The sequence below is a fragment of the Bacillus sp. MN7755 genome, assembly GCF_054771475.1.
This window is the reverse complement of the sequence record NZ_BTRL01000003.1, coordinates 1-26,824: the sequence shown is the minus strand read 5'-3', so window position 1 is coordinate 26,824 and position 26,824 is coordinate 1. Positions and strand designations below refer to the sequence as shown.

At 36.2% G+C, this 26,824-nt stretch carries 26 protein-coding genes; 19 read left to right on the top strand and 7 right to left on the bottom strand.

Going from position 1 to position 26,824, the window contains the following annotated elements:
- Nucleotides 1–7 precede the first annotated feature (7 nt).
- Nucleotides 8–700 (bottom strand): RsfA family transcriptional regulator, encoded by a 693-nt coding sequence (locus ACYVEC_RS02640; protein WP_199677976.1) that lies wholly within the window; start codon nucleotides 698–700, stop codon nucleotides 8–10.
- 284 nt (nucleotides 701–984) lie between these two features.
- On the opposite strand from ACYVEC_RS02640, the gene ACYVEC_RS02635 reads away from it, so the two are divergent.
- From ACYVEC_RS02635 to ACYVEC_RS02610, 6 genes are all read left to right on the top strand, one after another.
- Nucleotides 985–1,209, top strand: a complete 225-nt coding sequence (locus ACYVEC_RS02635; RefSeq protein ID WP_000526076.1) for a YuzB family protein — start codon at nucleotides 985–987, stop codon at nucleotides 1,207–1,209.
- A gap of 302 nt (nucleotides 1,210–1,511) precedes the next feature.
- Nucleotides 1,512–2,567, top strand: coding sequence for a FecCD family ABC transporter permease (locus ACYVEC_RS02630; RefSeq protein WP_063223925.1), 1,056 nt, complete (start codon nucleotides 1,512–1,514; stop codon nucleotides 2,565–2,567).
- Nucleotides 2,564–3,580, top strand: coding sequence for a FecCD family ABC transporter permease (locus tag ACYVEC_RS02625; RefSeq protein WP_098556240.1), 1,017 nt, complete (start codon nucleotides 2,564–2,566; stop codon nucleotides 3,578–3,580). Before ACYVEC_RS02630 ends, ACYVEC_RS02625 begins: the two co-directional genes overlap by 4 nt.
- 15 nt (nucleotides 3,581–3,595) lie before the next feature.
- On the top strand, nucleotides 3,596–4,408 hold the full coding sequence (locus tag ACYVEC_RS02620) for an ABC transporter ATP-binding protein (protein ID WP_016085424.1): 813 nt from the start codon (nucleotides 3,596–3,598) through the stop codon (nucleotides 4,406–4,408).
- Nucleotides 4,409–4,598: 190 nt separating this feature from the next.
- Nucleotides 4,599–5,543, top strand: a complete 945-nt coding sequence (locus tag ACYVEC_RS02615) for an ABC transporter substrate-binding protein (protein ID WP_063223923.1) — start codon at nucleotides 4,599–4,601, stop codon at nucleotides 5,541–5,543.
- Between the two features lie 146 nt (nucleotides 5,544–5,689).
- Entirely contained in the window at nucleotides 5,690–6,994 is a 1,305-nt protein-coding gene (locus ACYVEC_RS02610) for an HD domain-containing protein (protein ID WP_460505567.1), read from the top strand.
- Between the two features lie 39 nt (nucleotides 6,995–7,033).
- Here ACYVEC_RS02610 and ACYVEC_RS02605 read toward each other — a convergent pair whose 3' ends face one another.
- Nucleotides 7,034–7,219, bottom strand: a complete 186-nt coding sequence (locus ACYVEC_RS02605) for a 2-hydroxymuconate tautomerase (RefSeq protein WP_001147171.1) — start codon at nucleotides 7,217–7,219, stop codon at nucleotides 7,034–7,036.
- A 111-nt stretch (nucleotides 7,220–7,330) separates the two neighbouring features.
- Here ACYVEC_RS02605 and ACYVEC_RS02600 point away from each other — a divergent pair, with 111 nt between their 5' ends.
- Nucleotides 7,331–8,005: a site-2 protease family protein gene (locus tag ACYVEC_RS02600; RefSeq protein WP_060632996.1), complete on the top strand. Its 675-nt coding sequence runs from the start codon at nucleotides 7,331–7,333 to the stop codon at nucleotides 8,003–8,005.
- Between the two features lie 25 nt (nucleotides 8,006–8,030).
- Nucleotides 8,031–8,540: a YwhD family protein gene (locus ACYVEC_RS02595; protein ID WP_460505565.1), complete on the top strand. Its 510-nt coding sequence runs from the start codon at nucleotides 8,031–8,033 to the stop codon at nucleotides 8,538–8,540.
- 141 nt (nucleotides 8,541–8,681) lie between these two features.
- On the opposite strand, the gene ACYVEC_RS02590 is transcribed toward ACYVEC_RS02595, so the two are convergent.
- Together ACYVEC_RS02590 and ACYVEC_RS02585 are read right to left on the bottom strand one after the other, a co-directional pair.
- Nucleotides 8,682–10,733, bottom strand: coding sequence for a transglycosylase domain-containing protein (locus ACYVEC_RS02590; protein ID WP_098556243.1), 2,052 nt, complete (start codon nucleotides 10,731–10,733; stop codon nucleotides 8,682–8,684).
- 99 nt (nucleotides 10,734–10,832) lie between these two features.
- Entirely contained in the window at nucleotides 10,833–11,558 is a 726-nt protein-coding gene (locus ACYVEC_RS02585; RefSeq protein ID WP_063223919.1) for a glycerophosphodiester phosphodiesterase, read from the bottom strand.
- A gap of 152 nt (nucleotides 11,559–11,710) precedes the next feature.
- On the opposite strand from ACYVEC_RS02585, the gene ACYVEC_RS02580 reads away from it, so the two are divergent.
- The 4 genes from ACYVEC_RS02580 to speB all read left to right on the top strand — a co-directional run bounded on the left by ACYVEC_RS02580 (nucleotide 11,711) and on the right by speB (nucleotide 15,392).
- Complete coding sequence (locus tag ACYVEC_RS02580; RefSeq protein WP_000276566.1) at nucleotides 11,711–12,118, top strand: MerR family transcriptional regulator; 408 nt, start codon at nucleotides 11,711–11,713, stop codon at nucleotides 12,116–12,118.
- A 5-nt stretch (nucleotides 12,119–12,123) separates the two neighbouring features.
- A complete protein-coding gene (locus ACYVEC_RS02575) occupies nucleotides 12,124–13,287 on the top strand; it encodes an MFS transporter (protein WP_098556245.1) in 1,164 nt (387 codons plus the stop codon).
- 186 nt (nucleotides 13,288–13,473) lie between these two features.
- Nucleotides 13,474–14,301, top strand: a complete 828-nt coding sequence (gene speE / locus ACYVEC_RS02570; protein ID WP_000424696.1) for a polyamine aminopropyltransferase — start codon at nucleotides 13,474–13,476, stop codon at nucleotides 14,299–14,301.
- A 218-nt stretch (nucleotides 14,302–14,519) separates the two neighbouring features.
- The gene (gene speB, locus ACYVEC_RS02565; RefSeq protein ID WP_063223915.1) at nucleotides 14,520–15,392 is read left to right on the top strand and encodes an agmatinase; all 873 of its coding nucleotides are present in this window, start codon (nucleotides 14,520–14,522) and stop codon (nucleotides 15,390–15,392) included.
- Between the two features lie 264 nt (nucleotides 15,393–15,656).
- On the opposite strand, the gene ACYVEC_RS02560 is transcribed toward speB, so the two are convergent.
- Complete coding sequence (locus ACYVEC_RS02560) at nucleotides 15,657–16,694, bottom strand: PTS sugar transporter subunit IIC (RefSeq protein ID WP_063223914.1); 1,038 nt, start codon at nucleotides 16,692–16,694, stop codon at nucleotides 15,657–15,659.
- Nucleotides 16,695–16,928: 234 nt separating this feature from the next.
- Here ACYVEC_RS02560 and ACYVEC_RS02555 point away from each other — a divergent pair, with 234 nt between their 5' ends.
- Entirely contained in the window at nucleotides 16,929–17,291 is a 363-nt protein-coding gene (locus tag ACYVEC_RS02555; protein ID WP_063223913.1) for a YxeA family protein, read from the top strand.
- A gap of 25 nt (nucleotides 17,292–17,316) precedes the next feature.
- Here the strand turns inward: ACYVEC_RS02555 and ACYVEC_RS02550 are convergent, their stop codons facing one another.
- A complete protein-coding gene (locus ACYVEC_RS02550; protein WP_460505560.1) occupies nucleotides 17,317–18,303 on the bottom strand; it encodes a S66 family peptidase in 987 nt (328 codons plus the stop codon).
- 202 nt (nucleotides 18,304–18,505) lie between these two features.
- Between ACYVEC_RS02550 and ACYVEC_RS02545 the strand changes: the two genes are divergently transcribed.
- The 5 genes from ACYVEC_RS02545 to ACYVEC_RS02525 all read left to right on the top strand — a co-directional run bounded on the left by ACYVEC_RS02545 (nucleotide 18,506) and on the right by ACYVEC_RS02525 (nucleotide 22,371).
- A complete protein-coding gene (locus ACYVEC_RS02545) occupies nucleotides 18,506–18,943 on the top strand; it encodes a YwiB family protein (protein WP_000414868.1) in 438 nt (145 codons plus the stop codon).
- The gene (argS, locus tag ACYVEC_RS02540) at nucleotides 18,943–20,613 is read left to right on the top strand and encodes an arginine--tRNA ligase (protein WP_098556248.1); all 1,671 of its coding nucleotides are present in this window, start codon (nucleotides 18,943–18,945) and stop codon (nucleotides 20,611–20,613) included. The genes ACYVEC_RS02545 and argS overlap by 1 nt, the downstream gene beginning before the upstream one ends.
- A gap of 274 nt (nucleotides 20,614–20,887) precedes the next feature.
- A complete protein-coding gene (locus ACYVEC_RS02535; protein ID WP_147786824.1) occupies nucleotides 20,888–21,415 on the top strand; it encodes an RNA polymerase sigma factor in 528 nt (175 codons plus the stop codon).
- A complete protein-coding gene (locus ACYVEC_RS02530; RefSeq protein ID WP_199677979.1) occupies nucleotides 21,402–21,716 on the top strand; it encodes an anti-sigma factor in 315 nt (104 codons plus the stop codon). The genes ACYVEC_RS02535 and ACYVEC_RS02530 overlap by 14 nt, the downstream gene beginning before the upstream one ends.
- Nucleotides 21,700–22,371 (top strand): anti-sigma factor, encoded by a 672-nt coding sequence (locus tag ACYVEC_RS02525; RefSeq protein ID WP_147786823.1) that lies wholly within the window; start codon nucleotides 21,700–21,702, stop codon nucleotides 22,369–22,371. The genes ACYVEC_RS02530 and ACYVEC_RS02525 overlap by 17 nt, the downstream gene beginning before the upstream one ends.
- Before the next feature lie 26 nt (nucleotides 22,372–22,397).
- Here ACYVEC_RS02525 and ACYVEC_RS02520 read toward each other — a convergent pair whose 3' ends face one another.
- Entirely contained in the window at nucleotides 22,398–22,772 is a 375-nt protein-coding gene (locus ACYVEC_RS02520) for a hypothetical protein (protein ID WP_063223907.1), read from the bottom strand.
- Nucleotides 22,773–24,457: 1,685 nt separating this feature from the next.
- Here ACYVEC_RS02520 and ACYVEC_RS02515 point away from each other — a divergent pair.
- Nucleotides 24,458–26,824, top strand: a 2,367-nt coding sequence (locus tag ACYVEC_RS02515; RefSeq protein ID WP_460505556.1) for a Cna B-type domain-containing protein, incomplete at its 3' end; no start/stop codon positions are given.

The window sequence follows — 26,824 nt, the reverse complement described above, 5'->3', positions numbered from 1 at the left end:
ATCCTTTTTATTCTGCAATTTTTTCTAAATTACCGTTTCGATCCATTCGGAAAGATGTTTGAGAACGTTCTTCGTCATCCATGACTGCCAACTTACGAGCTCGGTTCATAATGTTCATAAGTGTTTCGTAATCTTCTTGTACAGTATGAGATTGCTTTTCTAATTTTTCTAGTTTCTTTTCTAGTTCTTCATTTCGAAGGATTTGTGCTTTAATTTCTTGTTTCAATCTCGTATTCTCGTTTTCGAGAGCTGTTACTTTTATATTTGAGGATCCAACTGTTTGTAAGAAATAAATAACATCTTGCATTGTCATAGAGCTTTTTGCAACAGGAACGGTAGATTCTTGATATGGAATAGCTTCTTTATATTGTACAATTGATTCCTCTCGTACGAATTCTTCATAATCAGTTATCGAATCTGAAGCTGGTGGTGTATAAAGTAAACGTTTCTTCGCTTGTTCCCCGCTTGCAGCACGCATTTTATCTTTACGATGTTTTTTTGCTAGTTGAAGAGCTTGTTCATAGCTATAGCGAACAACAGCATTCCAACGGAAACCACAGGCAGCCGATGTACGATTTAATTGATCTCCTACTTCTTCAAATGCATTTAATTGAGTACTTCCTTCTCGAACGTGACGAAGTACAGTTTCAGCAAGTAATAAATCATCCTCATCCGTCCAAGCATCTTGTCTTACTTTCATAGATTCAACTCCCTTTCTTTTTATGAACTTCCTATTTTTATAATGGGCAAAAAAATGTGCTTTTATACAAAGCTTTTAAAAATATGGTAGATTTCGATGAAAGGTATAAATTTTGCCAAGAATGACGGAAGTCTCTGTAGGAGAACATATAAATATGTAGCATTATATGAAGAAAGAGCGTCGCAAGGAAACTTGCAACGAGCTTCAAAGAGCGGTAAAATACCATTTAGTGTTTATTTTTAAATGTACTTGAGAAAAGTTTAAAATAGAGGAAGTGTTATATAATGGGAAACGAATTTCGTGTGTGTGATGATTGTCAGGCAACGAACGTTAAAACGTTGATTCCGAAGTTAAAAAAAGTAGATTCATGTGCAACGATTGAAGTTGGATGTCAGTCTTACTGTGGTCCTGGTCGTAAAAAATCATTCGCATTTGTAAATAATCGTCCAGTTGCGGCTCCAACAGAAGATGAATTAATTACAAAGATTGAAGTGAAGTTAAATAAGTAAGAAAAAGAAGAGTGAACAGATTACTCTTCTTTTTTTATGTCCATAAGAGGAATGATTTATTCTACAAAAGTTTAATTGAGTTTCAATGAAGGATAGGCGATATCCGTTTATTCAAATTTTTATCTATATAAATTTATATTTCAAAATAATGGTTGACAGCCTTTTAAAGCGATAGGTAGAATAGAAAGTGTGATTCTGAGAATCATTATCAGGAAAAGGTCAATTCGCCTAATTTTTTTATTACTATTTGAGAATAAATTTCATTTCATTAAATATATGTTGTTGGTTAGGATGGTTGAGGGATGGAAGCGAGCGCAAGGAGTATAGAACAGCAAGATGTGAATGTTAAAGAGATTAAGAGCAGACCGCTCATTGCTTCTATTATTTTAGTAGTAGGTACGGTTTTATTAGCTTTAAGCATGGCAGTCTCTATTTCATTTGGTGCTGCTGATATTAGTTTAAAGACTGTATGGCAAGCTGTGTTTCAGTTTGATGGGTCGTTGACGCATCATAACGTAATTCAAGAACTTCGCATGCCTAGAGCAATAGGGGGCGTAGTTGCAGGTGCTTTTTTAGCGGTATCAGGAGCAATTATGCAAGGTATGACGCGAAATCCACTTGCTTCTCCATCGTTAATGGGGATTACAGATGGGGCTGTGTTTGGAATTGCAATTATGTATGCATTCTTCCCTAATTCACCTTATTTAATGTTCGTTATCGCATCTTTTATTGGTGCTGCGTTTGGAGCGAGCATTGTATATGGAATTGGGTCTTCTTCACCAGGTGGATTAACACCTGTGAAATTAGCTTTAGCAGGTGCAGCGATTAGTGCTTTATTAGGGGCCATTTCATCTGGAATTGCACTGTATTTCAACCTTGCCCAAGAGGTGAGTATGTGGAATGCAGGCGGAGTTGCTGGAGTGAAATGGGAAAGTATTAATATGTTAGTGCCGATTGGGCTTGTTTGTCTCTTTATTGCAATTATGATGTCGAGGTATATTACAATCTTAAGCTTCGGTGAAGAAATTGCGATTGGACTTGGTCAAAATACGACATTAATTAAATTTATCGGAACAGTACTTGTTCTTGTGTTAACAGGTTCTGCAGTTTCTATGGCAGGATCGGTTGGATTTGTTGGTCTTGTAATCCCACATATGACTCGTTTCCTTGTAGGCTCAGACTATAGATGGGTTATTCCATGTTCTGCGGTTTTAGGTGGGCTGTTAATTGAATGTGCAGATATGTTATCTCGCGTTATTAATCCGCCGTTTGAAACGCCAATTGGAGCAATTACAGCGCTAATTGGAGTTCCATTCTTCCTCTACTTAGCACGTAACGAAGGGAGAGGGAAAATGTGAGGACAAGTGTCTTAACAAAAAAGAACGTTTCTGTTTTAACAATTTTAGTAGGATTAATCGTTACTGTATTTTTAGTGAGTTTAAATACAGGGACATTTAAAATACCACCAATGGACGTATTAAAGTCATTGGTTGGACTCGGGGCTGAAGATCAGTCTGTTATTTTATTTGAATTTCGTATGCCACGTATGGTTATTGCTATATTAGTTGGATCGGCTTTAGCTATGTCAGGTGCGATTTTGCAAGGGTTATCACGAAATCCACTTGCTGATCCAGGTATTATCGGTATTAATGCTGGAGCGGGATTAACAGTTGTTATATTTGTCTACTTTTTCTTCGGGAAAGTTGGGACTGGTACATTTTTATCTGTATTTATCCTTCCATTCTTCGCGTTAGTTGGAGCGATATTAGCAGCGGTTATTATTTATTTACTAGCATGGAAGGACGGCGTTTCATCTACTCGATTGATACTTGTTGGTATCGCCGTTGCAGCCGGATTTGGTGCTGTTAGTTTAATTTTTTCTATGAAGATGACATCTAACGATTTCCGTTTTGCTACGATTTGGTTAGCAGGAAGTCTGTGGGGCACAGATTGGAAGTTCGTGCTAAGTGTACTTCCATGGATGGTTATTTTCTTGCCACTTGCTATTAGTAAGGCGCACATATTAAATGTAATGAACCTAGGCGACTCTACAGCAGTTGGTCTTGGTTTAAACGTAGAAAAAGAAAGACGTAAATTATTATTTATTGCAGTTTGTTTAGCAGGTGCATCTGTCGCTGTTGCCGGAGGAATTGGTTTTATCGGTTTAATGGCTCCACATTTAGCAAGGCGCCTTGTTGGTGGTAAACATCAAATTATGCTGCCTACAGCTGCACTAATAGGAACGTTTTTACTTTTATTCGCAGACGTAATTTCAAGAAGTGTGTTACCAACTTCAGAAATACCGGTCGGTCTTGTTATTTCTGTAATTGGTGCACCGTATTTCATATACTTACTTATGAGGACAAAATAAAGGGAGGCTTTTTGTATGGCAACTTTAGCAGTTGATGCGGTATCTGTTGGCTATAATGAAGGGTTAATTATTGATGGATTAACAGTTGAAATTCCGGAAGGGAAAATTACAACAATTATTGGACCAAATGGTTGTGGGAAGTCCACATTATTAAAAACGGCTTCTCGTATTTTGAAAGCAAAAAAAGGTACTGTTTATCTTGACGGAAAAGCAATTGAGAAACAGCCAACGAAAGAAATCGCAAAGAAAATGGCGATTTTACCACAGACTGCAGAAGTGCCAACTGGCCTTACTGTGTTTGAACTCGTTTCATATGGACGATTTCCTCATCAAAAAGGATTTGGAACGTTGAAAGAAGAGGATTATCGCTACATCCATTGGGCACTTGAAGTGACGGGAATGACAGAATTCGCAAATCGTTCAGCAGAGGCGTTATCAGGTGGGCAACGTCAACGCGTATGGATTGCAATGGCTCTTGCACAAGGAACAGAATTACTCGTATTAGATGAACCAACAACGTACTTAGATATGGCCCATCAATTAGAAGTATTAAACTTATTGAAAAAGTTAAATGAAGAAGAAGGTAGAACGATTGTTATGGTTATCCATGACTTAAACCATGCTTCTCGTTTCTCAGATCATATGATTGCATTAAAAGCAGGTAAGTTAATGAAACAAGGAACACCAGATGAAGTTATGACGAGTGAAACACTTCGTAACGTATTTGAGATTGAAGCTCAAATCGTTCCATGTCCAGTAAACTGTAAACCGATTTGTTTAACATATGATTTAGCGATGATTAGTAATCAATTGCGTAAAAAAGCATAAGTAGAATCCCCCTCGTAAAGAGGGGGGCTTCTAATGGATGTTGAGCTTCTTATTAGTAAATAGGAAGTTGAACACCCGTTAGAACGGGGCATAAACAACAATTAATAAAAATATATTGATTAATTGTTAACCTTGTTTCTTATAGTTCACTGTAACTTATAAGAGAAATACAGCTAGAAGGAGTGGGAACATGAAGAATTTTAAAATGGCGTTATTAGCAATGGTACTAGTCGTTACTTCTGTACTATTTGCAGCTTGTTCTAACAAAGAAGAGAAGAAAGCAGATGCGAAGGATGCGAAGACTGAAGAGCGCACTGTACAACACGCAAAAGGGGAAATTAAAATCCCTGCAAATCCAAAGAAAATTGCTGACCTTAGTGGTTCAACAGAAGAATTATTAATCTTTGGTATGAAACCAATTATTACTGCTAATACATCTCAAGAAAAAATTGATGCACATATTGAAAAGAAATTAAAAGACGTAAAACCAGTTGGTTCTGCTTGGGGCGATAAAATTAATATCGAAGCAGTAGCTGCTGCAAAACCAGATTTAATTCTTGTAAACAATCGTCAAGAAAAGATTTATGATCAATTATCTAAAATTGCACCAACAGTTATGTTAAAAACTCCATTAGACCAATGGCGTCCAAAATTCGAAGAAGTAGGTCAAATCTTCGGTAAAGAGAAAGAAACAAAAGAATGGTTCAAACAGTATGACGAAAAAGCAAGCAAAATACATGACAAAATCGTTGCGAAAACTGGCGATGCTAAATTCATGAAAATGGCTGCATATCCGAATGCTTTCCGTGTATACGGTGACTACGGTTACGGTAGCGTAATCTTTAATGATTTAAAATTACCAGCAGTTAAAGGTACACCAACTGATAAACCGTTAGTACAAGTACAAAAAGAAGCTTTAATCGATTACAACCCAGATTACTTATTCGTATTTACGACTGGTGACGGTTCTCAGCGCCTAAAAGAATTCCAAGAAGAATCAATTTGGAAAAATATGAACGCTGTTAAAAACAACCACGTGTTTACAATTAAAAACGAAGACTTAAACAAAGGTTACTTCCCACTAGGTAAAGAAATGATCTTAGATGAAGTTTCTGAGTTTGTTTTAGGGAAATAATATATAACAAAAAATCACTTTTACTCTGATAAAAGTGATTTTTTCTTTTTATAAAGGCAATTAATATAGTCTTTCATTTCTTTCTGTTTCCTATTTCGTTTATAATATATAGTAAGAATGCAGTAAAGAAAGGGGGATGTCGGAAAGTGGTATATTTAAACGACAAACTCAGCGAAACAAAAGTGTTTAAAGACCCGGTACATAAATATGTGCACGTACGCGATCGTGTTATTTGGGATTTAATCGGGACGAAAGAATTTCAACGCTTGCGCCGTATTAAGCAGCTTGGAACGACATTTTTTACATTTCACGGTGCAGAGCATAGTCGCTTTACTCATTCGTTAGGTGTATATGAAATTATTCGTCGTATGATTGATGATGTGTTTGATGGCAGACCGAACTGGAATGCTGAAGATAGATTGTTATGTTTATGTGCGGCATTACTTCATGATGTCGGTCATGGCCCATTTTCTCATTCGTTTGAAAAAGTATTTTCATTAGATCATGAGAAATTTACGCAAAAGATTATCGTTGGAGATACGGAAATTAATCGCATATTAAATCGTGTGGATAAAGACTTTCCGCAAAAGGTAGCCGATGTAATCGCAAAAACATCTACTAATAAATTAGCGATTAGTATGATCTCCAGTCAAATTGATGCAGATCGTATGGACTATTTATTAAGAGATGCGTATTTCACTGGCGTAAAGTATGGAAACTTTGATATGGAACGTATACTGCGTGTAATGCGTCCGTACGGGAATCAGGTAGTCATTAAAAATAGTGGCATGCATGCTGTTGAGCATTATATTATGAGTCGTTACCAAATGTATTGGCAAGTATATTTCCATCCGGTAACGCGCAGTGCTGAAGTTATTTTAACGAAGATTTTACACCGTGCAAAATCATTGCATGAGAAGTATTATACATTTAAAAATCATCCGGTTCATTTCTATTCTTTATTTGAAGAAGAAGTAACAGTAGAGGATTATTTGAAGTTAGACGAGAACGTTATGTATTATTACTTCCAAGTATGGCAAGACGAAGAGGATCCAATATTAAGTGATTTATGCCGCCGCTTTATGAATCGAAACCTATTTAAATATGTAGAGTTTACAGATAAGCACGGTTTAGATAATTGGATGGAATTAAGTAGCTTATTTAAAAAGATTGGACTCGATCCAGAGTACTATTTAGTAGTTGATTCAACATCAGATTTACCGTACGACTTTTACCGTGCTGGTGAAGAAGAAGAGCGTCTGCCGATCTTACTTCTTATGCCAAATGGAGAGCTTAGAGAGCTTTCACGTGAATCGGATATTGTTGAAGCAATTACTGGTAAGAAGAGAAGGGATCAAAAATTATTCTATCCGCATGATCTAATCTATGAAGATGGAAGAAAAGGAAAATATAAAGAGAGAATCATCGAGTTACTAGAAGGTAAAAAATAAGAAGCAGCTCTTAGCTGCTTCTTATGAAAGAACTTGAAATTATTTGTCGCTTAAGCGTTTTCCGCCAACTGCATAATGGTTTTTAGACATTTCTTCGATGAAAACAACGATGTTTTCTTCAGGAGCACCAGTTGTTTCGCTTACTGCTGCTGTTACTTTCTCAGCAAGAGCTTTCTTTTGTTCCTCTGTGCGTCCTTCTAGCATTTTCACTGTTACGTATGGCATATATAATCGCTCCTTTTATGTAAGTTACACTCTTATTATAGCGGATTATGGGGAAGAACAATCGAAAAAACAAATATTTTCTTTTTTGACATATTGAAGAGGAGATGAATCATGGATCAGTTATTTAGATATCCGTTGCACCAAATTCCGTTGGTAGCAATGGCCATTATTATTGCGTTATCAGTTCATGAATTTGCGCATGCATATGTTGCATATAAATTTGGAGACGATACAGCAAAAAAACAAGGGCGTTTAACGTTATCACCGATGGCTCACTTAGACCCTATCGGGATGATTGCTGTATTAATTCTTGGATTCGGTTGGGCAAGACCAGTGCCTGTTAACCCGTACAACTTTAAAAAGCCACGTCTTGCAGGGATATTAGTTTCTATTGCAGGACCGATTAGTAACTTAATTTTAAGTGCAATTGGTTTAATTATTTGGTATAGCCTATTAACATTTGGTGTGTTAGACTCAATTCCATTTGCAGTAGCAGATACGTTGGCTCAATTCTTCCGAATTTTTATTATGCTTAATATCGTATTACTTGTATTTAACTTATTACCAATTCCGCCACTTGATGGGTATCGAGTTGTGGAAGATCTAGCACCAACAAATATTCGTGCGAAAATGACACAGTATGAAAAGTATGGAGCAATAGCGTTATTAATTCTTGTTATTACACCGCTTAGCAATTATACAATTCAACCTATTTTCAATGTTGTCATTCCATATGTATTTGTATTTTTAGACAGTATCATTGCGCCTATTTTTGGCCTTTTATAATCATTAAGTGAGGAGGAGTTTACATATGACAGAGAAAAAGAAAAAAATCGGTTTTAATATCGTGAAAAATGATTCAACAGATGGACATGGTGGTTTTGGCGTTGGGGCATTAAGTCTAGAAAACATTTCGCCTGTATTTGTCGATGTACTAGAGAAAACAGCATTCGTTGATATCGGTGCGATGCATGCGCGTAGTACAGTAGAAAAAGGGATTAAGTTTTTAACAAATAAAGATGAAGTTCCAAACGGTAAACCATTTTGGCTTGTTTGGGTGACGATTGAAAGAACTACAACAGGTGCTTATTACGCAGGTGTAACAGCTTGTGAAATGACAGTAGACCGTGAAATTCGCCGTGGATATAAATCACTTCCAGAGCACGTAAACAAAATGGATAAATCAATGAAGCGTCACATTATGGTTGACCATATGGATGAATCATCTAAAAAAGTACTTGGTACGTTCTTGAAAGAACATAATGAAGCAATTTGGAACGAGTCTAGTGAAGAATTGCGCCGTGCATTATTAAGTGAATAAAAGAAAAGGATGTCTCACTAGTCGATTGTTGACTAGGTGACATCCTTTTTGTTTTGGGAGATCGGGACCATGGGATAGGAAAATATATCAACGATTCGAAAAGGAGTATCCATTTCCCGACAAAGAATGACGATAGCTTTCTTACCACGGGAGATATTTTTTCCACCAACCCGTCTTTTTCTTTTCTTCAGTTGTTTTTTCAAATTCCTCTTTATCATCAACATGATCCATACAATATTCAGTCGGCTCTGTACCTTTTGCAAAATACATTTTCACTGAAATTGGACAATTTTTTGTAGCAATCTTACCGTTTTCAGGGTTAATATTCACCGCTACGACATCACTTGGCTTTTTGAACTCTTTTTTAGGCTGTCCATCTAATCCTTTTTCCATCGTATCGGTCCATATTTTTTTCGCATATCCTTGTTCTGCTACGTTTGAAATCGATTTAGGTTGATCGTATCCGACCCACACACCAGTTACAAGTTGCGGGGTAAACCCAATCATCCAACTATCTGTTTCTGTAGAACCAGACTTTCCGGCATATGTTCTTGATAGTTTTGATAACATCGATTGGCCAGTTACAGCGGCATAACTACTTAGGTTTTTATTAAACATACCTGTCATCATTTCTTCCATGACAAACGTTTTGCTTTTATCGAGGACTTGTTTACTCTCCAGATGAGCATCGTATAATATGTTTCCCTCATGGTCCATAATGCGGCGAATAAAAATCGGTTTTACTTCTTTTCCACCGTTTGCGAACATGCTATAAGCATTTGCCATTTCAATTGGCTTTACAGGAGATGTGCCAAGAGCAAGAGACGGAACATCTTTTAATGCGCTCGTAATTCCGAATTGTTTCGCTGTTTTTGTAAGGATATCTTCACCTAAAAATAAATTTGTTTTCACAGCATATATGTTATCGGAGACTGCGAGAGCTTGTGCCATCGTTACGAAATCATCTGCATAATAATCTTTATAGTTTTTTGGTTTATACTTTGAAACACCATCACCTAAAGTAAATACCGTGTATTCGCTTTTTAAGCGCGTAGCAGGGGTGAATCCTCGTTCTAGTGCTGCATAGTATAGAAATGGCTTAAATGTAGAACCAGGCTGACGAACGGCTTGTGTAGCCCTGTTAAATTGACTCTTATTATAATCGGTGCCTCCCACAAGGGCAGCTACTTCACCTGTTTTTGGATTCATAGAGACGAGAGCAGTTTGTATGTTTGTTGTTTCAGGTATGTGATCTCTTACAGCTTGCTCTGCAACTGATTGTAGTTTAGGGTCTAGTGTTGTATAAATACGCAGGCCACCCTTTTGTAAGGCTTGTTCATCTAATCCGATATCACGAAGAAGAGAAGCTTGTACAGCATCTTGGAAATAAGGTGCAATCTCTGCGACTTTTTTTGTATCCAATGAGGCAAAAGTTAATGGCTCTTTCTTCGCTGAAGTTGCTTGTTTCTTCGTAATATAACCTTGTTCTACCATTTCATCTAATATGAGAGATTGTCGTCCTTTCGCACGATCCTCTTTTAAAAAGGGAGAGTAGACACTAGGTCCTTTCGGGATTCCTGCGAGCATACTAGCCTCCGCTAATGTTAATTCTTTTGCTGTTTTATCGAAATATAGACGAGACGCAGCTTCGATTCCATAAGCACCATGCCCGTAATAAATTGTATTTAAATATCCTTCTAAAATATGATTTTTATTATAGTTTACTTCAAGGCGGATTGTGTACATTGCTTCTAATAGTTTACGTTTCCACGTTTTATCATGATCTAAATACAGATTACGTGCGTATTGTTGTGTAATTGTACTAGCACCTTGGACTTTTGCCATCGCTTTTAAATCAGCAACAATGGCACCAGCAATACGCTTCATATCAAAGCCATGATGTTTGTAGAATCGTTGATCTTCGATAGATAGTGTCGCCTCTTTTACATAAGGAGAGATTTCATTGAGAGATACATTGTAGCGTTTTTGCATTTCATTACTTTGTCCTATAACAGTGTCATCATTAGCGTAAAAGACACTTGTTTGCGGGACAGCAACAGGAGGAGGTCCCATAATTTTTGCAACTATAATAATAACAAAAAAGGAAAAAACGAAAAAAAGAACAGAAGAAAACATTACGGTGAAGAAAAGACGTTTATATTTTTTAAGTTTCGGATTCATAGTTTGATCCATCTTTTTCAGCCCCTCATTCATACAAACATTATTGTATTAGTATTGAGGGTTTTCGGTTATTTTAAACAATGAAATTTGGAAAACAAAAAGCTCCTTCAATTAAGAAAGGAGCTCAAAGGCGCGTGCTGGCCAATCAGTAATAATGACATCTACGCCATAATCAATCATAGTTTGTAAATCTTTGTATTCGTTAATTGTATACGGACGGAAAACGTATCCTTGTTTTTGTGCTAGTTGAACAAATTCTTTTGTTAGTAGTTGAAAGTTTGGATGTAAACCAGTTGCTTCTCTAGTTTTTGCTTCAGCGATAGGATCAGCAAGTGGTGTATCATATAAAATCGCTCTTGGGATTTCAGGAGCAATCTCTGCTAATAATGAAACAGATTCGTGGTTAAATGAGGAAAATACAATTTGATTCGATAGATGATATTCTCGAACAAGAGCCACAACTTTTTCTTCGATACTTGGATAGTGAATCACGTCTGTTTTTAATTCAATATTGAGTTGTAAGCTTGTTGTAGATAGCCAAATAAATACTTCTCGTAACGTTGGGATTTTTGCTTCCTGGAAAGAAGGGTCTTTATGGCTACCAGCATCTAAAGCTTGTAACTCCTCCACCGTTTTTTCGGAAACAAGTCCTATGCCATTTGTTGTACGATCGACTGTTTCGTCGTGAATTACGACAAGTTCACCATCTTTTGATAGGTGGACATCAAGCTCAATTCCATGAGCGCCAATGCGTTCAGCTTCTTGGAAGGCAATCATCGTATTTTCGGGATGTGTTCCTTTTACGCCGCGGTGAGCGAAAATAAGTGGTTTACTCATGTGAAATTCTCCTTATCATCTCTTTTCTTCCATTATGAAACTGCTTTGGAAAAAATACAATTTAATATGACAAACATTTACAAAAGTCTAACAGTTGCACAAAAGTTAACGTTAACGTAAAATGTAATAATCAAGTGAAGGGAGGAATAAACATGTATAAGATTGATGAAGTCACAAAGCAAGTTGGTTTAACAAAACGTACACTTCGTTATTATGAGGAAATTGGTTTAATTCATCCCCCTGAACGTAGTGAGGGGAACATTCGCCTGTATACAGATGAGGATATCGCAAGGATTAAAAGGATTGTGGAAGCGAAAGAAGTACTAGGAATTACGCTACAAGAAATGCAGCATTTCTTATCGTTAAAAGAAAGAATGGAACAGAGAAGAAATAGCGAGAATCCTCGTGACCGTGAAGTGATTCAAGAAATTAAAGAGATGCTTGAAAAACAAGTGCAAACGTTAGACGAGAAAATGGAGCAAATGCAGCGTGTAAAGGCGGAACTTGAGGATAGCTTACATCGTGCAGTGACATTTTTAGAGAATACAAAAGGAGAGTAATCAAAATGGAGAGCAAACGAAAACTGGGGAGATTGATTACAGTGGTGGCTACCTTTCTTGCCTTTTCGGGTATAGGGGTAGTCGACCCGATTTTGCCGATTATTGCTGAAAAGATTGGTGCAACGCATTGGCAAGTCGAGATGTTATTTACGGCGTATATTTTAACGATGGCAATTATGATGTTACCAGCTGGAATATTTGCATCAAGATTTGGTGATAAACGAATGATGACAATTGGTCTTGCGATCGTAACTGTATTTGCGTTTATATGTGGTATATCGCAAACGATTGCTCAATTATCTCTTTTCCGCGCTGGATGGGGATTAGGAAATGCGATGTTCTTCGCAACGGCGATGACATTATTGATTGCATTAAGTAAAGAGGTTCATGAAGCAGTTGGATTATATGAAGCAGCTATCGGTTTAGGAATGGCAGGCGGGCCTTTATTAGGTGGTATATTAGGTGGACATTCTTGGCGTTATCCGTTTTTCGCGACGAGTATTTTAATTTTCTTAGCATTTATTTTAGTTTTCTTTTTTGTGAAAGAACCAGAGCGAAAAGTGAAACGTAAAGCAGCAGGCGTAGGGGAATTACTTAACCTAGTGAAGTATAAGCCATTTATGCAAGGTGCGATTTCAGGGATGTTATACTACTACGGATTTTTCGTTGTGTTAGCATATTCACCACTTATTATGCATTTATCTGCTATTCAATTAGGATTTGTATTCTGTGGATGGGGATTAGCGTTAGCCTACGGTTCTGCAATTTTAGCGCATAAGCTAGAAGGTAAATATGAGCCAAAAGCATTATTGAAAGGTAGTTTACTCGTATTTGCGATTTTCTTAATTGCACTATTCTTTGTGAAAATTATGTGGTTACAAATTGTATTAATTGTTCTATCAGGATTAGCATCAGGATTAAATAATGCATTATTTACAAGTTATGTAATGGATATTTCACCTTATGAAAGATCTGTTACATCAGGTGTTTATAACTTTGTTCGTTGGTTAGGAGGCGCAATTGCTCCGATTTTATCAGGAGTTATCGGTCATACTGTTTCACCACAAAGTCCATTTTTAGTAGGTGGAATTGTGGTGTTAATTGGTTGTATTATGATCCTAATTCCAATTCGTAAACCAGTAGAAGTAGAGACAAAAGCCCTTTCTTAAGAAAGGGTTTTCTTTCCTGTTATGGGGCAAACCCTTTTCGTACATATGTTAGAACCCTCTGACTAAAATATATTTTCGGTATTTTTGTACTTTTAACTATACATTTTGGATGTTTTGTTTTATTTTTGTTAGGGGACATTAATGATGTCCCTATTATAAATTTGCATTGAAAGGCGTGATTGTACGATGGAACTATGGTTCACTGAAAAACAAACAAAACATTTTGGGATTACGGCGCGTATTAACCGCACATTACATACGGAGCAAACAGAATTCCAAAAACTTGATATGGTTGAAACGGAAGAGTTCGGAAACATGCTTATTTTAGATGGCATGGTTATGACAACAGAAAAAGATGAGTTCGTTTATCATGAAATGGTAGCGCACGTACCTTTATTTACACATCCAAACCCTGAAAACGTATTAGTTGTAGGTGGCGGCGATGGCGGTGTTATTCGTGAAGTGTTAAAGCACCCAAGCGTAAAGAAAGCAACTCTTGTTGAAATCGATGGAAAAGTAATTGAGTACTCTAAACAATACTTACCATCAATTGCAGGCGCATTAGATAATGAGCGTGTAGAAGTAAAAGTAGGAGATGGTTTCCTACACATCGCAGAAAGCGAAAATGAATATGACGTAATTATGGTAGATTCTACTGAGCCAGTAGGCCCAGCCGTAAATCTATTTACAAAAGGCTTCTACGCTGGAATTTCAAAAGCGTTAAAAGAAGACGGTATTTTCGTTGCACAAACGGACAACCCTTGGTTCACACCAGAACTAATTACAACTGTGTTTAAAGACGTAAAAGAGATTTTCCCAATTACTCGTTTATACACAGCGAACATTCCAACTTACCCAAGTGGTCTTTGGACATTCACAATTGGATCTAAAAAACATGATCCATTAGAAGTAAGTGAAGAGCGTTTCCACGAAATCGAAACGAAATACTACACAAAAGAATTACACAATGCAGCATTCGCATTACCGAAATTTGTTGGCGATCTAATTAAGTAAGAGAATCGTATGGAACAAATAAAGTGTAAGTAGCTCATTTAAGGTGTTTGTCCAGAAGACTTGAACATGCTAGCTATTTACACTTCTGTAAAGAAAATCGTCTTCTTATTGTAAAAAAGAAGACACCGGTAAATCGAGAAAGAGGAGCAGCTCGCTCCAAATTTGAGAAATAATGAAAGGTTGGGATACCTTAAGTTCCACATAAGGAGGAAAAGAATATGCGTTTTGATGAAGCTTATTCAGGTAAAGTATTTATTAAAAGTCATCCAAGTTTTGAAGAGTCAAAGGTAGTTATTTACGGGATGCCTATGGATTGGACAGTAAGTTACCGTCCAGGATCTCGCTTTGGCCCTGCACGTATTCGTGAAGTATCAATCGGTCTTGAAGAATATAGCCCATATTTAGATCGTGAACTAGAAGAGGTAAAATATTTTGATGCGGGTGATATCCCATTACCATTCGGAAACGCACAACGCAGCATAGATATGATTGAAGAGTATGTATCAGAACTTTTAGATGCCGATAAGTTTCCACTAGGTCTCGGCGGTGAGCACTTAGTGTCTTGGCCAATTTTTAAGGCAATGGCAAAAAAATATCCGGATTTAGCAATCATCCACATGGATGCTCATACTGATTTACGTGAATCGTATGAAGGGGAGCCTTTATCTCACTCTACACCAATTCGTAAAGTGTGCGATTTAATTGGTCCGGAAAACGTATATTCTTTCGGTATTCGTTCTGGAATGAAGGAAGAATTCGAATGGGCAAAAGAAGTAGGTATGAACTTATATAAATTTGACGTATTAGAACCGTTAAAAGAAGTATTACCGAAACTTGCAGGACGCCCAGTCTATGTCACAATTGACATTGACGTATTAGACCCAGCTCATGCTCCTGGAACAGGAACATTAGAAGCTGGAGGTATCACATCTAAAGAATTATTAGATTCCATCGTGGCAATTGCAAATTCAAATATAAATGTAGTTGGAGCAGACTTAGTAGAAGTAGCTCCGGTCTACGACCATAGTGATCAAACACCAGTCGCAGCAAGCAAATTCGTGCGGGAAATGCTGCTCGGTTGGGTGAAATAAAAGTGAAGCCGACTGTTTAGACCTGGTGACTAAAGTTCTTTCCTGCAAAAGGTGCTTTTTACCTCGAGGGAAGAAGTGAAGCCACTGATCATTCTAGCCGCTGTAGCTGGATAAAATAAGAGCCTCCTATATGATTAGGGGGCTCTTATTTTGTCGTTATGTGTCGGTAAGTCGATATATTAAAAAAATCGCTGATATAATTTCACTGGCTATCACACAACACAAAAAAGAGTTATCCTCAAACGATGAGAATAACTCTTTTTCTTATGCTACTTTTTCTTCCGAAGTAATGCCACGAATTTCATCAGCAGAACGAATTGGATATTTACGGAACAAGATTGATCCGATGTATCCAACAATCGTGGTAACGATTCCACATAATACAGCAGCAATCGTTACTTTTACAACGTCATTAAATCCGAATAAGACAAGAAGTCCTGGGATTGGTGATGCTGTTCCTGGTGCATTATTAACGAGTTGGAACAGAGATGTAATAATACCAGCAAGTGCACCGCCAACAAAGTTTGTAGCATAGATTGGGATTGGATTTGCTGAAACAACATCGGCTTGTGTTAAAGGCTCGATTGCTACAGCGATTGTGTCTTTCTTTGAACAAATTTTTAATCGTTTAAAGAAAATAAAGTTCATTGGGGCTGAGGCTGCTACGGCAAGACTACCAATTGCCATTGGTAAACCTGTTAATCCAAGCATGGCAGTTAGTGCCATAGAACTCAGTGGAGAAGTAGAAATAACTGTGATTAATCCACCAAGCATAATGCCCATAATGATAGGACTTTCTGTAGTTGCAACTGAAATCATAGAGCCGATTTTACCGAGCGTTGCGTTCACGAGCGGATCCATAAGCATTGCCATTCCGCGTGAGATTGGTGCAGCAATAAATAAAATTGCTAAAAACTCTACACCAGCTGGTAATTTCTTTTCGAGAAATTTCACGACGAAAGCACAAACGTATCCAGCGAAAAATCCTGGTAAAATACCGAATCCACTAGTAGCGATACCGATTAAAACAGCATATACAGGTGAAACACCGATTGCTAGTGCGACTAAAATTGCCGCTGCGACACCACTCATACTACCAGAAGCTTCTCCTACTGATTGTAGAAAGTCATTATGAAACATTTCTCCACCGATATAACGGTGAAATGCTTCAATAAGAAAACTTGCGATTGCTGCATTAGCTAAAGCACCCATTGCTTTCATTCCGTAAGGAGCACGATAACTAAAAAGTGTAAATAGACAAAGTACAACAAGTAATAGTGCTAAACCTTGCAAGATAGCCATTTGAAAACTGTCTCCTTTGATTTTTGTAATAAAAATTTGTATCATTCAATAATAATATAAAAGTTCATGAAACGGAAAAATTTTTTATTGGGAAATTGCTATAAGGTGAAAATGCCTTACAATAATGTAAGGAAAGTGTAAGGTGTTTAGATAGAGTATAGTATGTCATTTTTCGTATAATACAAGTATGGATATATGACTAGGGAAAAAGAAGTGCAAACAGGAGGCGCATGTATGAAATTGGTAATTAAAGTTTTGGTTGTATTCGCCATCATTCTAGGTGGAACAGCGTACTATTTGAACACAAAAACAGAAGGTGTACATGCTTTTGTAGACAACTTCTTTTCAAATAAAGAAATACAAGATTATTATGCGGTTATAGATAAAGGTGAGAAAAAAGACGGAGATTACTTGTATACATTTAAAGGGTATACAGAAGACGGAAAGTTACAAGTTGTTAAAAGAATGATGAACCGTGAATTGCATACAGGGGCGTTTATAAAAATTTATGCAAAAGGTATGCAAGGAAAAGGGTGGGCTGAAATCCCAAAAGAGTCAATCCCACAAAAAGCGTTGCAAAAAATAGAAAAACCATAAAAGGAGCGACTTATTCGCTCCTTTTTTAGTGCGTTAAAATAGTGATAGATGTTTTTTCTTTGTTAGACATGATTTTTGCACGTCCACCAATTGGGAAAGTGAAAATTGGGGTTGTATGCCCGAAACTTGCGTTTGCAATGATAGGAATATGTGCAAGTTCAGGTTTTGAAGTAATCATTTCTTGAATGTCTTCTATCTTACATTCTGCATCTTTTTGCATCTTTCCTATAACGATGCCTTTTACGTACTCAAAATTTTGTTGCTGCATAAGGGAATGTAAATAACGATCAAAGGTTTTAAGAGTAGCTTTTCCAGTTAAGCTATCCTCCTCAAGAAATAAAATTTTATCCTGTAAATTTGGCATATATGGTGTACCTTGCAGTAAATTCAATGTGCTCATATTACCACCGATAATCTCTCCAGTTGCTTCGCCTTCGTGAATTGAAAAGTATCCTTCATTTTTAATGAAATCTCGGTTTTCCTGATCTACATACCAAGAATCATCGCTCCATGTTTCAGAGGGCAGGACTTCAATAGGCTCATTAGAAGTTAAGCATTTTAAAAAGTAATCGTTCGTATACTCGAGTCCTTTCTTCATTCCAAATGAAGAGAAATGGGGTCCTGAATATGTAACAAGTCCTGTTTTTGTGTAAATTACATTATTTAAAGCGGTAATATCAGAATAGCCACAGAAAAACTTCGGATTTTCTCGAATTAGATCATAATCGAGATGCTTTAATAAACCATTAGAGTTGTATCCGCCAAGTGTCGTCAAAATGGCTTTTACATTAGGGTCTCCAAATGCCTCGTGGAAGTCTTGAACGCGTGAAGAAATAGAAGAGGAAGCAAATCGATCTATCTCATCAGCATATGTTGAGAATGTAACTTGAAAGCCCATGTCGGCTAATCTTTTTATAGCAAGCTTTCTGTTTTCAGTTGAGACAATACTTAAACTACAAGATGGTGAAATAACTCTAATTTCATCACCTTTTTTCAATCTTGTTGGTAGCACATAACTCACCCCTTTAAATGAAAGAATATTTAGATTTAAAAAATATTTTATCATATGAAATAAAGTGAAAGTGAATTATTTTTTGAAATGGAGTTTTCCTGATTTTTCAGCAGACAGACAGAGGTTTTTTTTGATATGATAGGAAAAGTGATTTATTATATACATTATTTAATATCTATAACATTTGAAAGGTGTGCAAGACGTGGAGAAACAACTTGCAGGCTTGCCGGTACACGTTCATTTCGTAACAGAAATCCGTGAAGGGGCGAGGAAGGAAACCGTTGCTTTTGAAGCAAATGGTCAATACTATGTAAAAGGTCAAGGTACATATGTAACATTCCAAGAGCCGAACGAACAGGGCGAAGTGAAAACAATTATTAAAATTCAAGATGAACAAGTTCTCATTATGCGTTCAGGTGCTGTTTCAATGCGTCAAACGCATGTGAAAGGTGAATGGACAACTGGTACGTACACGAGTGAACTTGGTACGTTTGCATTGCAAACAAAGACTGATAACGTTCTTTTTAAATGGTCGGATGAAAAGAAAAAAGGACAACTCTTCTTAACGTACGCATTGCTTCTAAGTGAACAAGAAGCTGGCAGATATACAATTACACTTAATTTGAAGGAGGCAAAATAATGAATTCTTTAGAACAAGTAAAAGGATTGATTAAAGAAGAAATTCAAGCTGCTGTATTAAAGGCAGAATTAGCAACAGAAGAACAGATTCCAAACGTTGTATTAGAATCTCCAAAAGATAAAACAAATGGTGACTTCTCTACAAACATGGCAATGCAACTTGCACGCGTTGCGAAAAAAGCACCTCGTATGATTGCAGAAGAATTAGTTGCAAACTTCGATAAAGCAAAAGCTTCTATTGAAAAAATTGAAATCGCAGGTCCTGGTTTCATTAACTTCTACATGGATAATAGCTACTTAACAGACTTAATTCCAACAATCGTTAACGCTGGCGAAGCTTACGGTGAAACGAATACTGGTAAAGGTGAAAAAGTACAAATTGAGTTCGTATCTGCGAACCCAACAGGTGACCTTCACTTAGGACATGCACGTGGCGCAGCAGTAGGTGACACTCTATGTAACCTATTAGCAAAAGCAGGGTACGATGTATCTCGTGAGTACTATATTAATGACGCTGGTAACCAAATTCATAACTTAGCTCTTTCTGTTGAAGCTCGTTACATGCAAGCTTTAGGCCTAGAGAAAGAAATGCCAGAAGACGGATACCATGGTGCGGATATCATTGGAATCGGTAAGCGTTTAGCTGAAGAATTTGGCGATCGTTATGCAAAAGCTGATGCTGAAGAAAGCTATGAGTTCTATCGTTCATACGGTTTAAAATATGAATTAGCAAAACTTCAAAAAGACTTAGAAAGCTTCCGTGTTAAATTTGATGTATGGTTCTCAGAAACTTCATTATACAAAAACGGAAAAATCGATCAAGCTCTTGCTGTATTAAAAGAGCGTGAAGAAATCTTTGAAGAAGACGGCGCAACTTGGTTCCGTTCAATGACTTACGGCGATGACAAAAACCGTGTATTAATTAAAAACGACGGTTCTTACACATACTTAACGCCAGATATCGCGTATCACCGTGATAAATTAGAGCGTGGTTTCGATAAGTTAATTAACATTTGGGGTGCTGACCACCATGGTTACATTCCTCGTATGAAAGCTGCTATTCAAGCGTTAGGTTACGATAAAGAAACACTTGAAGTAGAAATCATCCAAATGGTACAACTATACCAAAACGGTGAAAAAATGAAGATGAGTAAACGTACAGGTAAAGCAGTTACACTTCGTGAGCTTATGGAAGAAGTAGGCGTGGACGCAATGCGTTACTTCTTCGCAATGCGTAGCGGTGATTCTCATTTAGACTTCGATATGGACTTAGCTGTATCAAAATCTAATGAAAACCCAGTATACTATGCACAATATGCTCATGCTCGTGTATGCAGTATCCTTCGTCAAGGTGAAGAGTTAGGATTAGCTACAGGCGGAGACGTGAACTACAAACTTGTTACTTCTGAGAAAGAAGTAGAGTTACTGAAAAAACTTGGTGAATTCCCAGCTGTAGTTGCGGATGCAGCACAAAAACGTCTGCCACACCGCATTACAAACTATGCATTTGAATTAGCTGCAGCACTACACAGCTTCTACAATGCAGAAAAAGTATTAAACCAAGATAACTTAGAATTAAGTAAAGCTCGTTACGAATTAATGAAAGCAGTACGCACTACACTTCAAAACGCATTAGCAATCGTAGGAGTATCTGCACCAGAAAAAATGTAATAAAGAAAAGCGGAGCCGACTGTTTAGTCCCGAAGGCTAAGGTTCTTTCCCACAGAAGATGCATTTTATCTTCTCGTGGGGAAGGTTCTTAGACAGAAGGGGCTAGGAGGCAGAGCTGGACATAAAGAAAAGCGGAAGCGGACTTTCGTTTTTCAGTAAAAGGCAATCACACGATGTTGTGATTGCCTTTTTGTGTGGAGATAATAAAAAAATAAAATTTTATCAAACAAAAGGAGAATTTGCGTCGTCTTATATAAATGACAGGAGGTTTATGATGGCAGAAAAGGTAGAAGAATTAATTGATATATATAAGCAGCAAATATATTCCTTATGCTATAAGTTAGCGAAGACGAAAGAAGACGCGGAAGATATTTTTCAAGAGACGTGGATAAAAGTTTTTTCATCGCGGTACCAACTCTCTTACGTGGAGAATTATAAAAAGTGGATTACTACAATTTGTGTTCGTACGTTTTATGATTTTTATCGGAAAAAGAAAAGGTGGAAAGATCGTGTATTGGATTTATTTCATAAAGAAGATGGTGGAGAAATAGAGCATGCAGATGATGTGAATATATCAGAAGAATTTATTCAAAAAGTCGAAGCAGAAATGATACGAGAAGTTATACAGTTATTAAATGAAAAATATAAAACTGTGCTCGTACTCTACTACTATGAACAATATTCTTACAAAGAAATGAGTGAAATATTAAATATACCAATTGGTACGGTGAAATACTGCCTTAATTATGCGAAGAGGCAAATGCGAGAACATTTGGAGGGGTTCGTTTATGAAGGAAGATAAATTTGATCAAAAGATAAAAAGTAGTTTAGCGGGAGAGATGATTCCTAGCGAAGAGCTGATAAATAATACGAAGCAGGGCGTGCGAAAGGCTCAGAAGTTAGAGAAGAGATGGATGATTTGTATTCACGCCATTTGGATTGTTTTGTTAACAGTTGTTATAGAACAATTTGTTACTCATTTAGATAACAAAATTCCAATTATTATAGCAGTCTTTATTATGATGCACGTATACATTCAGATATATGTTGTAATACAGTCATTTTTAAAGAAGGAGTATAAATTACATGAAAGAGTTCGCTAATCCGTTTGTAATATTTGAAGTAGCTGGAGTGACAATGTTTTTAGCTTTTATAGCACTTTTAATATGTGTTGCATCATGGGTATATACAGATGCTAAAGCACATCAAATGAGTAAAGGATGGAGTGTTTTAGCGGTTATATTGCCATTCTTTATTGGGTTTTTATTATATATGGTGAGAAGAAGTAAAAAGAAAGTTGAAGGAGAATATAAGATGAATTTTGTTAAAAAACAGAAGGTAATATTAGTTGCGATATTGGCAAGTACAATGTTTGTATTACTTAGTGGTTTTACTTTTGCGCAAACGTTAGATGATGCGTGGAGAGCAGGAGATATATATTTAGAAAATGAGAAGCAAGGGGAGACAAGTTACGAGGCAAAATTCTCATCATGGGATATTGCCGGTAAAGATATTGAACTTCAGTATGAAAAGGATACAGAAGTGACATTTTCTTATGAGACAGATGCAAAACGAGGGAACTTATGCTTTAGCGTATATGAAAGACAAGGAGGAGGTATAAACGAATTAAAGGAAATTTGTGAATCGAAAAAAGGTACTTTTACAGTTACATTGAAAGCAAATGAAAAATATGTGTTTAATATAAGTGGTGTAATGGTGAAAGATGGATTTGTAAAAGTGAATTGGGAAGAGAAATAAAAGGGGCCCTGTAAAGGACCTCTTTTCTATTGAATAGTATAAGTAACAGAAAAGCTCACAGGACTGTAGTAAACGAAGGGTGCATGAAATTGAACATACATATTTCCATCCGTTTTTGCAGTGAAAATACGGCCGTAACCATCAGAATAACGTCCAATAAGATTATGATTTGAGTCATAAACACTGTAACTAGGAGTTTTACTGTTAGGTTGAATTGTTAGCTCTTGTCCCTTTTGAAGGAAAATAGGTTCTTGTTCAGAACTACCTCCAGTTTGCAAAGAATAAAATTTTGTGAAACTTTGTTCTTGAGCGGCAGCCGCAGCTTTTGTTTCAGGAATAAATGCGGTAGCACCAGTAATTCCTGCTAAAGTTAACGCACCAGCTAAAATCATTTTTTTCATAGTAGAAAAGCCTCCCTATTAGTTGTAATCGTTTTTGTTACAGTAAATATTGTATACGATAATGAGTAGGAAAAAATATGCTTTTATGCATATATATTTTTTCTCAATAAAATATCACCACTTTAAAGTAGGTGATTTTTGCTATAACTAATTGTTTTTCTTTTGGATTGACAAAAGAAGACGGATAAAGACTTTATTATATATTTTCTTTATTTTAATTAATTTATATTGAGAAATAGAAAAGTGCAACCTGAATTATTTGTATATTTTTAATGAGGATATAGATGCTATTACTTTTAGAAGAAAGGTGGCTTTTTCTGAAAAACCTAAACATATAATGTTGTGTAAATTAAGGAGAATTATATGAGGGTGGTCAACCTTAGCCAGAATATGATATGTAAAATAGGATAATCGGTTAACCTAAAGATGCCTTATAATAATGAAGTAAAAATGGGGAGCAACAATTAACTATTGATTTTTGGTAACAATTCTAGAATAATAGACTATGGAAAAAATTTGTTGTTTTTTGGGGGAATTACGAAAAAAGGCATGTCTGTATTATTTATTGATGAAATGCTAATAGGGAATGTTGTAATTGCTTTAAATCATGTTATTACAATCAAGGTAAGTGTACTTAAAATTATAATCTATCTAACAACTGAGTAGGTAATCCTCAAAACTTCTTATTTAAGGAGTCAAGGATTTGGTGCTAATCAACTTGATTTTTTAGATTCGATAAAAATAATGAGGAGATATACAACTCTTATTTTTGATTTAACATCTTTTATATATATATTAATACATAAATGTATATAAGTATATATAAATATTTTATTATTCGTAAAGAAATTAAAAATTTTTAGCGGATAGATGATATGTAGGTTTATTTTAATTTTTTGACATAGCTCTAGAATCAGATCCATCAGGAGAAACCCTTTTTCTCGACACCCATTTATATACTCCAAAAATGAAAAGACTGATTCCCGTATTTCTGCAAAATTCACATGAAATCAGTTGAAAATCACAATCGTTTTTAGTTACCCCCAAACTTGTTTCACTTTATTCAGATTTGGAGAATATTTCTTTTATCTTCATAGACAAACAATACTTCGTCCGTAATATTTTAACTCGCTCCACATTTACAAGTTTTTTTGTTGGTATGCTTATTTCGACTATAACCCTTAATTTTCGTTATTTTTCAGAACGATAAGTATGGAAGTTGATAGGATGCATATTTGCTGTGAAGTAGTTAGTCTATATTTGCCCGCACTAAAATCTTTTACACATAGAATAATCATTTTATAATCCCTAAGGCACAAAAAGAAGAATGGTTGTCATGAGTTTCGTCTGGAATGCATTTTAAATCATTTTTTCCTGATTTTAAATGTATTCCAGTATCTGTCGTCTATATGTATTTATTATTTAAACTTTTTTGTCAAAGTTTATCTATGTTCCTATTAAAAAATATAGGTCAAAAGTACATAATTGTAGGCGTGTCGAAAATGTTAGATACACTTATAAAAAATCAAGTTTCAAGTTGTTAAGTAGTAGTGAAGGGGGGAAGAGAAATCATAATAGCTATTAAAAATACGTAGGTGAAATAGTTGGATAATAGAATTTTCATCATAACATGTTTGTACCAGAAACTATTTATATTTTAAATTATGAGGAGGCTAACATAAAGTATGTATTTAAAGAGAATAACTTCTATTTTTTCGATTATAATGATTTTCATGTTTACTATAGGTCAGAGTCTTTTACCTATAGTAGCAAACGCACAAGAATTAAATACATTAGGACTTGTGGATAGTTTTAAGATTGATAAAACAGATCTTTCTATCGGACAACGGACTAAAGTAACTATAAACTTCAGTGAAAAAGATAGTCTTAAGCTGAAGTCTGGAGACACACTAACATTAACACTGCCTCCAGAATTAAAAGGATTAAATACAGAGTTTCTATTAGATGATTATGGTACTTGTAAAGTCACTGCAGGTACTGTGGTATGTACATTTAATGATAAAGTGAGTACACATCAAAATATTAAAGGGTATTTAAACTTTTTTGTGGAAGCTGCTAATGTAGGAACGGATGAAAAGAAAGAGATTGAAACCAATTTCGGTACAAATGTAGATAAGCAATCTGTAACAATTACCGGCCCAAGCAGTGGTGGGGGTACAGATCCTGGAAAGCCACCATTTTTTTATAAAACTGGTGATATGAACTCAGGTAAGAGCGATGAAGTACGTTGGTTCTTGAATATAAACTTGGCTAAAGAAGAGTTAAGTCGTGATATTGTTGTGACTGATAATTTACAGGAAGGTCAAACACTTAATAAGGATAGTTTCTATATAATTGTAGATGATTATATAGGTCGTCGATCTTTAACGCTACAAGAGCTTGAAAAGCAAGGTTACGGAACGATTACCTTTACTGGAGACAAATCATTTAAAGTTGTGCTTAATAAGGATAAAGCGCGTCTTGCCTCCTTTTCGATTGGTTATACATCTACTATAACGGAAGCTGGGAAGAAGCAAGAGTTTTTTAAGAATGATTATACGATTGATTACCAAGTTCTAAACAAGGAACCAGTTAATGAATCGGGTACTCATCCAGTCGAAAATATGACAGCTGGCGGTGGTGCTGAAGGTAACGTGACTCCAAAAGGAACACTAAAAATTGTGAAGCATATTGAAGGGGATGAAGAAAAAGTAATCCCAAATGTTTCGTTTAAGTTGTATAAAGAGCCTGATGAACAAGTTGGAGATGTATATAAAACAGATGAAAAAGGGATAATTGAAATCCCTAATTTACAACCAGGTAAATATTATGTGAAAGAAGTTTCAGCTCCAGACTATGTTGATTTCGATCCTCAAGCAAAAGTAATTTTTGAAGTTAAATCAGATGCTGTAAATGGAGTTAAGTTGCCAATTCCGAATAAGGTGAAAACTACATCTATTGCAGGGACCAAGACGTGGAAAGGCGATAACGAGAAAGATCGTCCAAGTTCAATCAAAGTAGAATTACTACAAAATGAGAAAGTAGTAGACACGAAAGAAGTAACAGCGGCAGATGGTTGGAAATACAAATTCGACAACCTAGCAACGTATGATGCAAATGGAGTAGCGTACAAGTATGAAGTAAAAGAACAACCGATAGATGGATACACAACAGAAGTAAACGGTTATGATATTACAAATACAAAAGTGGTACAAAAAACCAAAGTAGAAGGAACGAAAACATGGAAGGACGGAAATGCGGAAGGTCGTCCAACGATGATTAAAGTAGACTTACTACAAAGCGGTACAGTGATTGCGACGCAAGAAGTAAGCGAAGCAACAGGATGGAAATATGAATTTAAAGATTTGGCGATAACCGATGCAGACGGAAAAGCATATAAGTATGAAGTGAAAGAACAAGCAGTAGACGGATACGAATCCAAAGTCAATGGTTATGACATCACGAATACAAAAGTAGGCAAGACATCAGTTGCAGGAACGAAGACGTGGAAAGGTGGCACAGAGGAAGAGCATAAAGCCATCAAAGTAGACTTACTACAAAACGGTACAGTGATTGCGACACAAGAAGTCAGCAAAGAAACAGGTTGGAAGTATGAATTTAAAGATTTAGTAGCGTTCGATGCAAATGGAAAAGCATACAAGTATGAAGTGAAAGAACAACCGGTAGATGGATACGAATCCAAAGTCAATGGTTATGATATCACAAATACAAAAGTAGGCGAAACAAAAGTAGAAGGAACGAAAACATGGAAAGACGATAACGCGAAAGATCGTCCGGAAATGATCAAAGTAGACCTTTTACAAAACGGTAAAGTAGTAGATACAAAAGAAGTAACAGCGGCAACAAATTGGAAGTACACGTTTGAAAAACTTCAGGCATACGATGCAAACGGAGCAGCGTACAAGTATGAAGTGAAAGAACAAGCAGTACCAGGATATGAATCCAAAGTAAGTGGTACTGATATCACAAATACAAAAGTAGGCGAAACAAAAGTAGAAGGAACGAAAACATGGAAAGATGATAACGCGAAA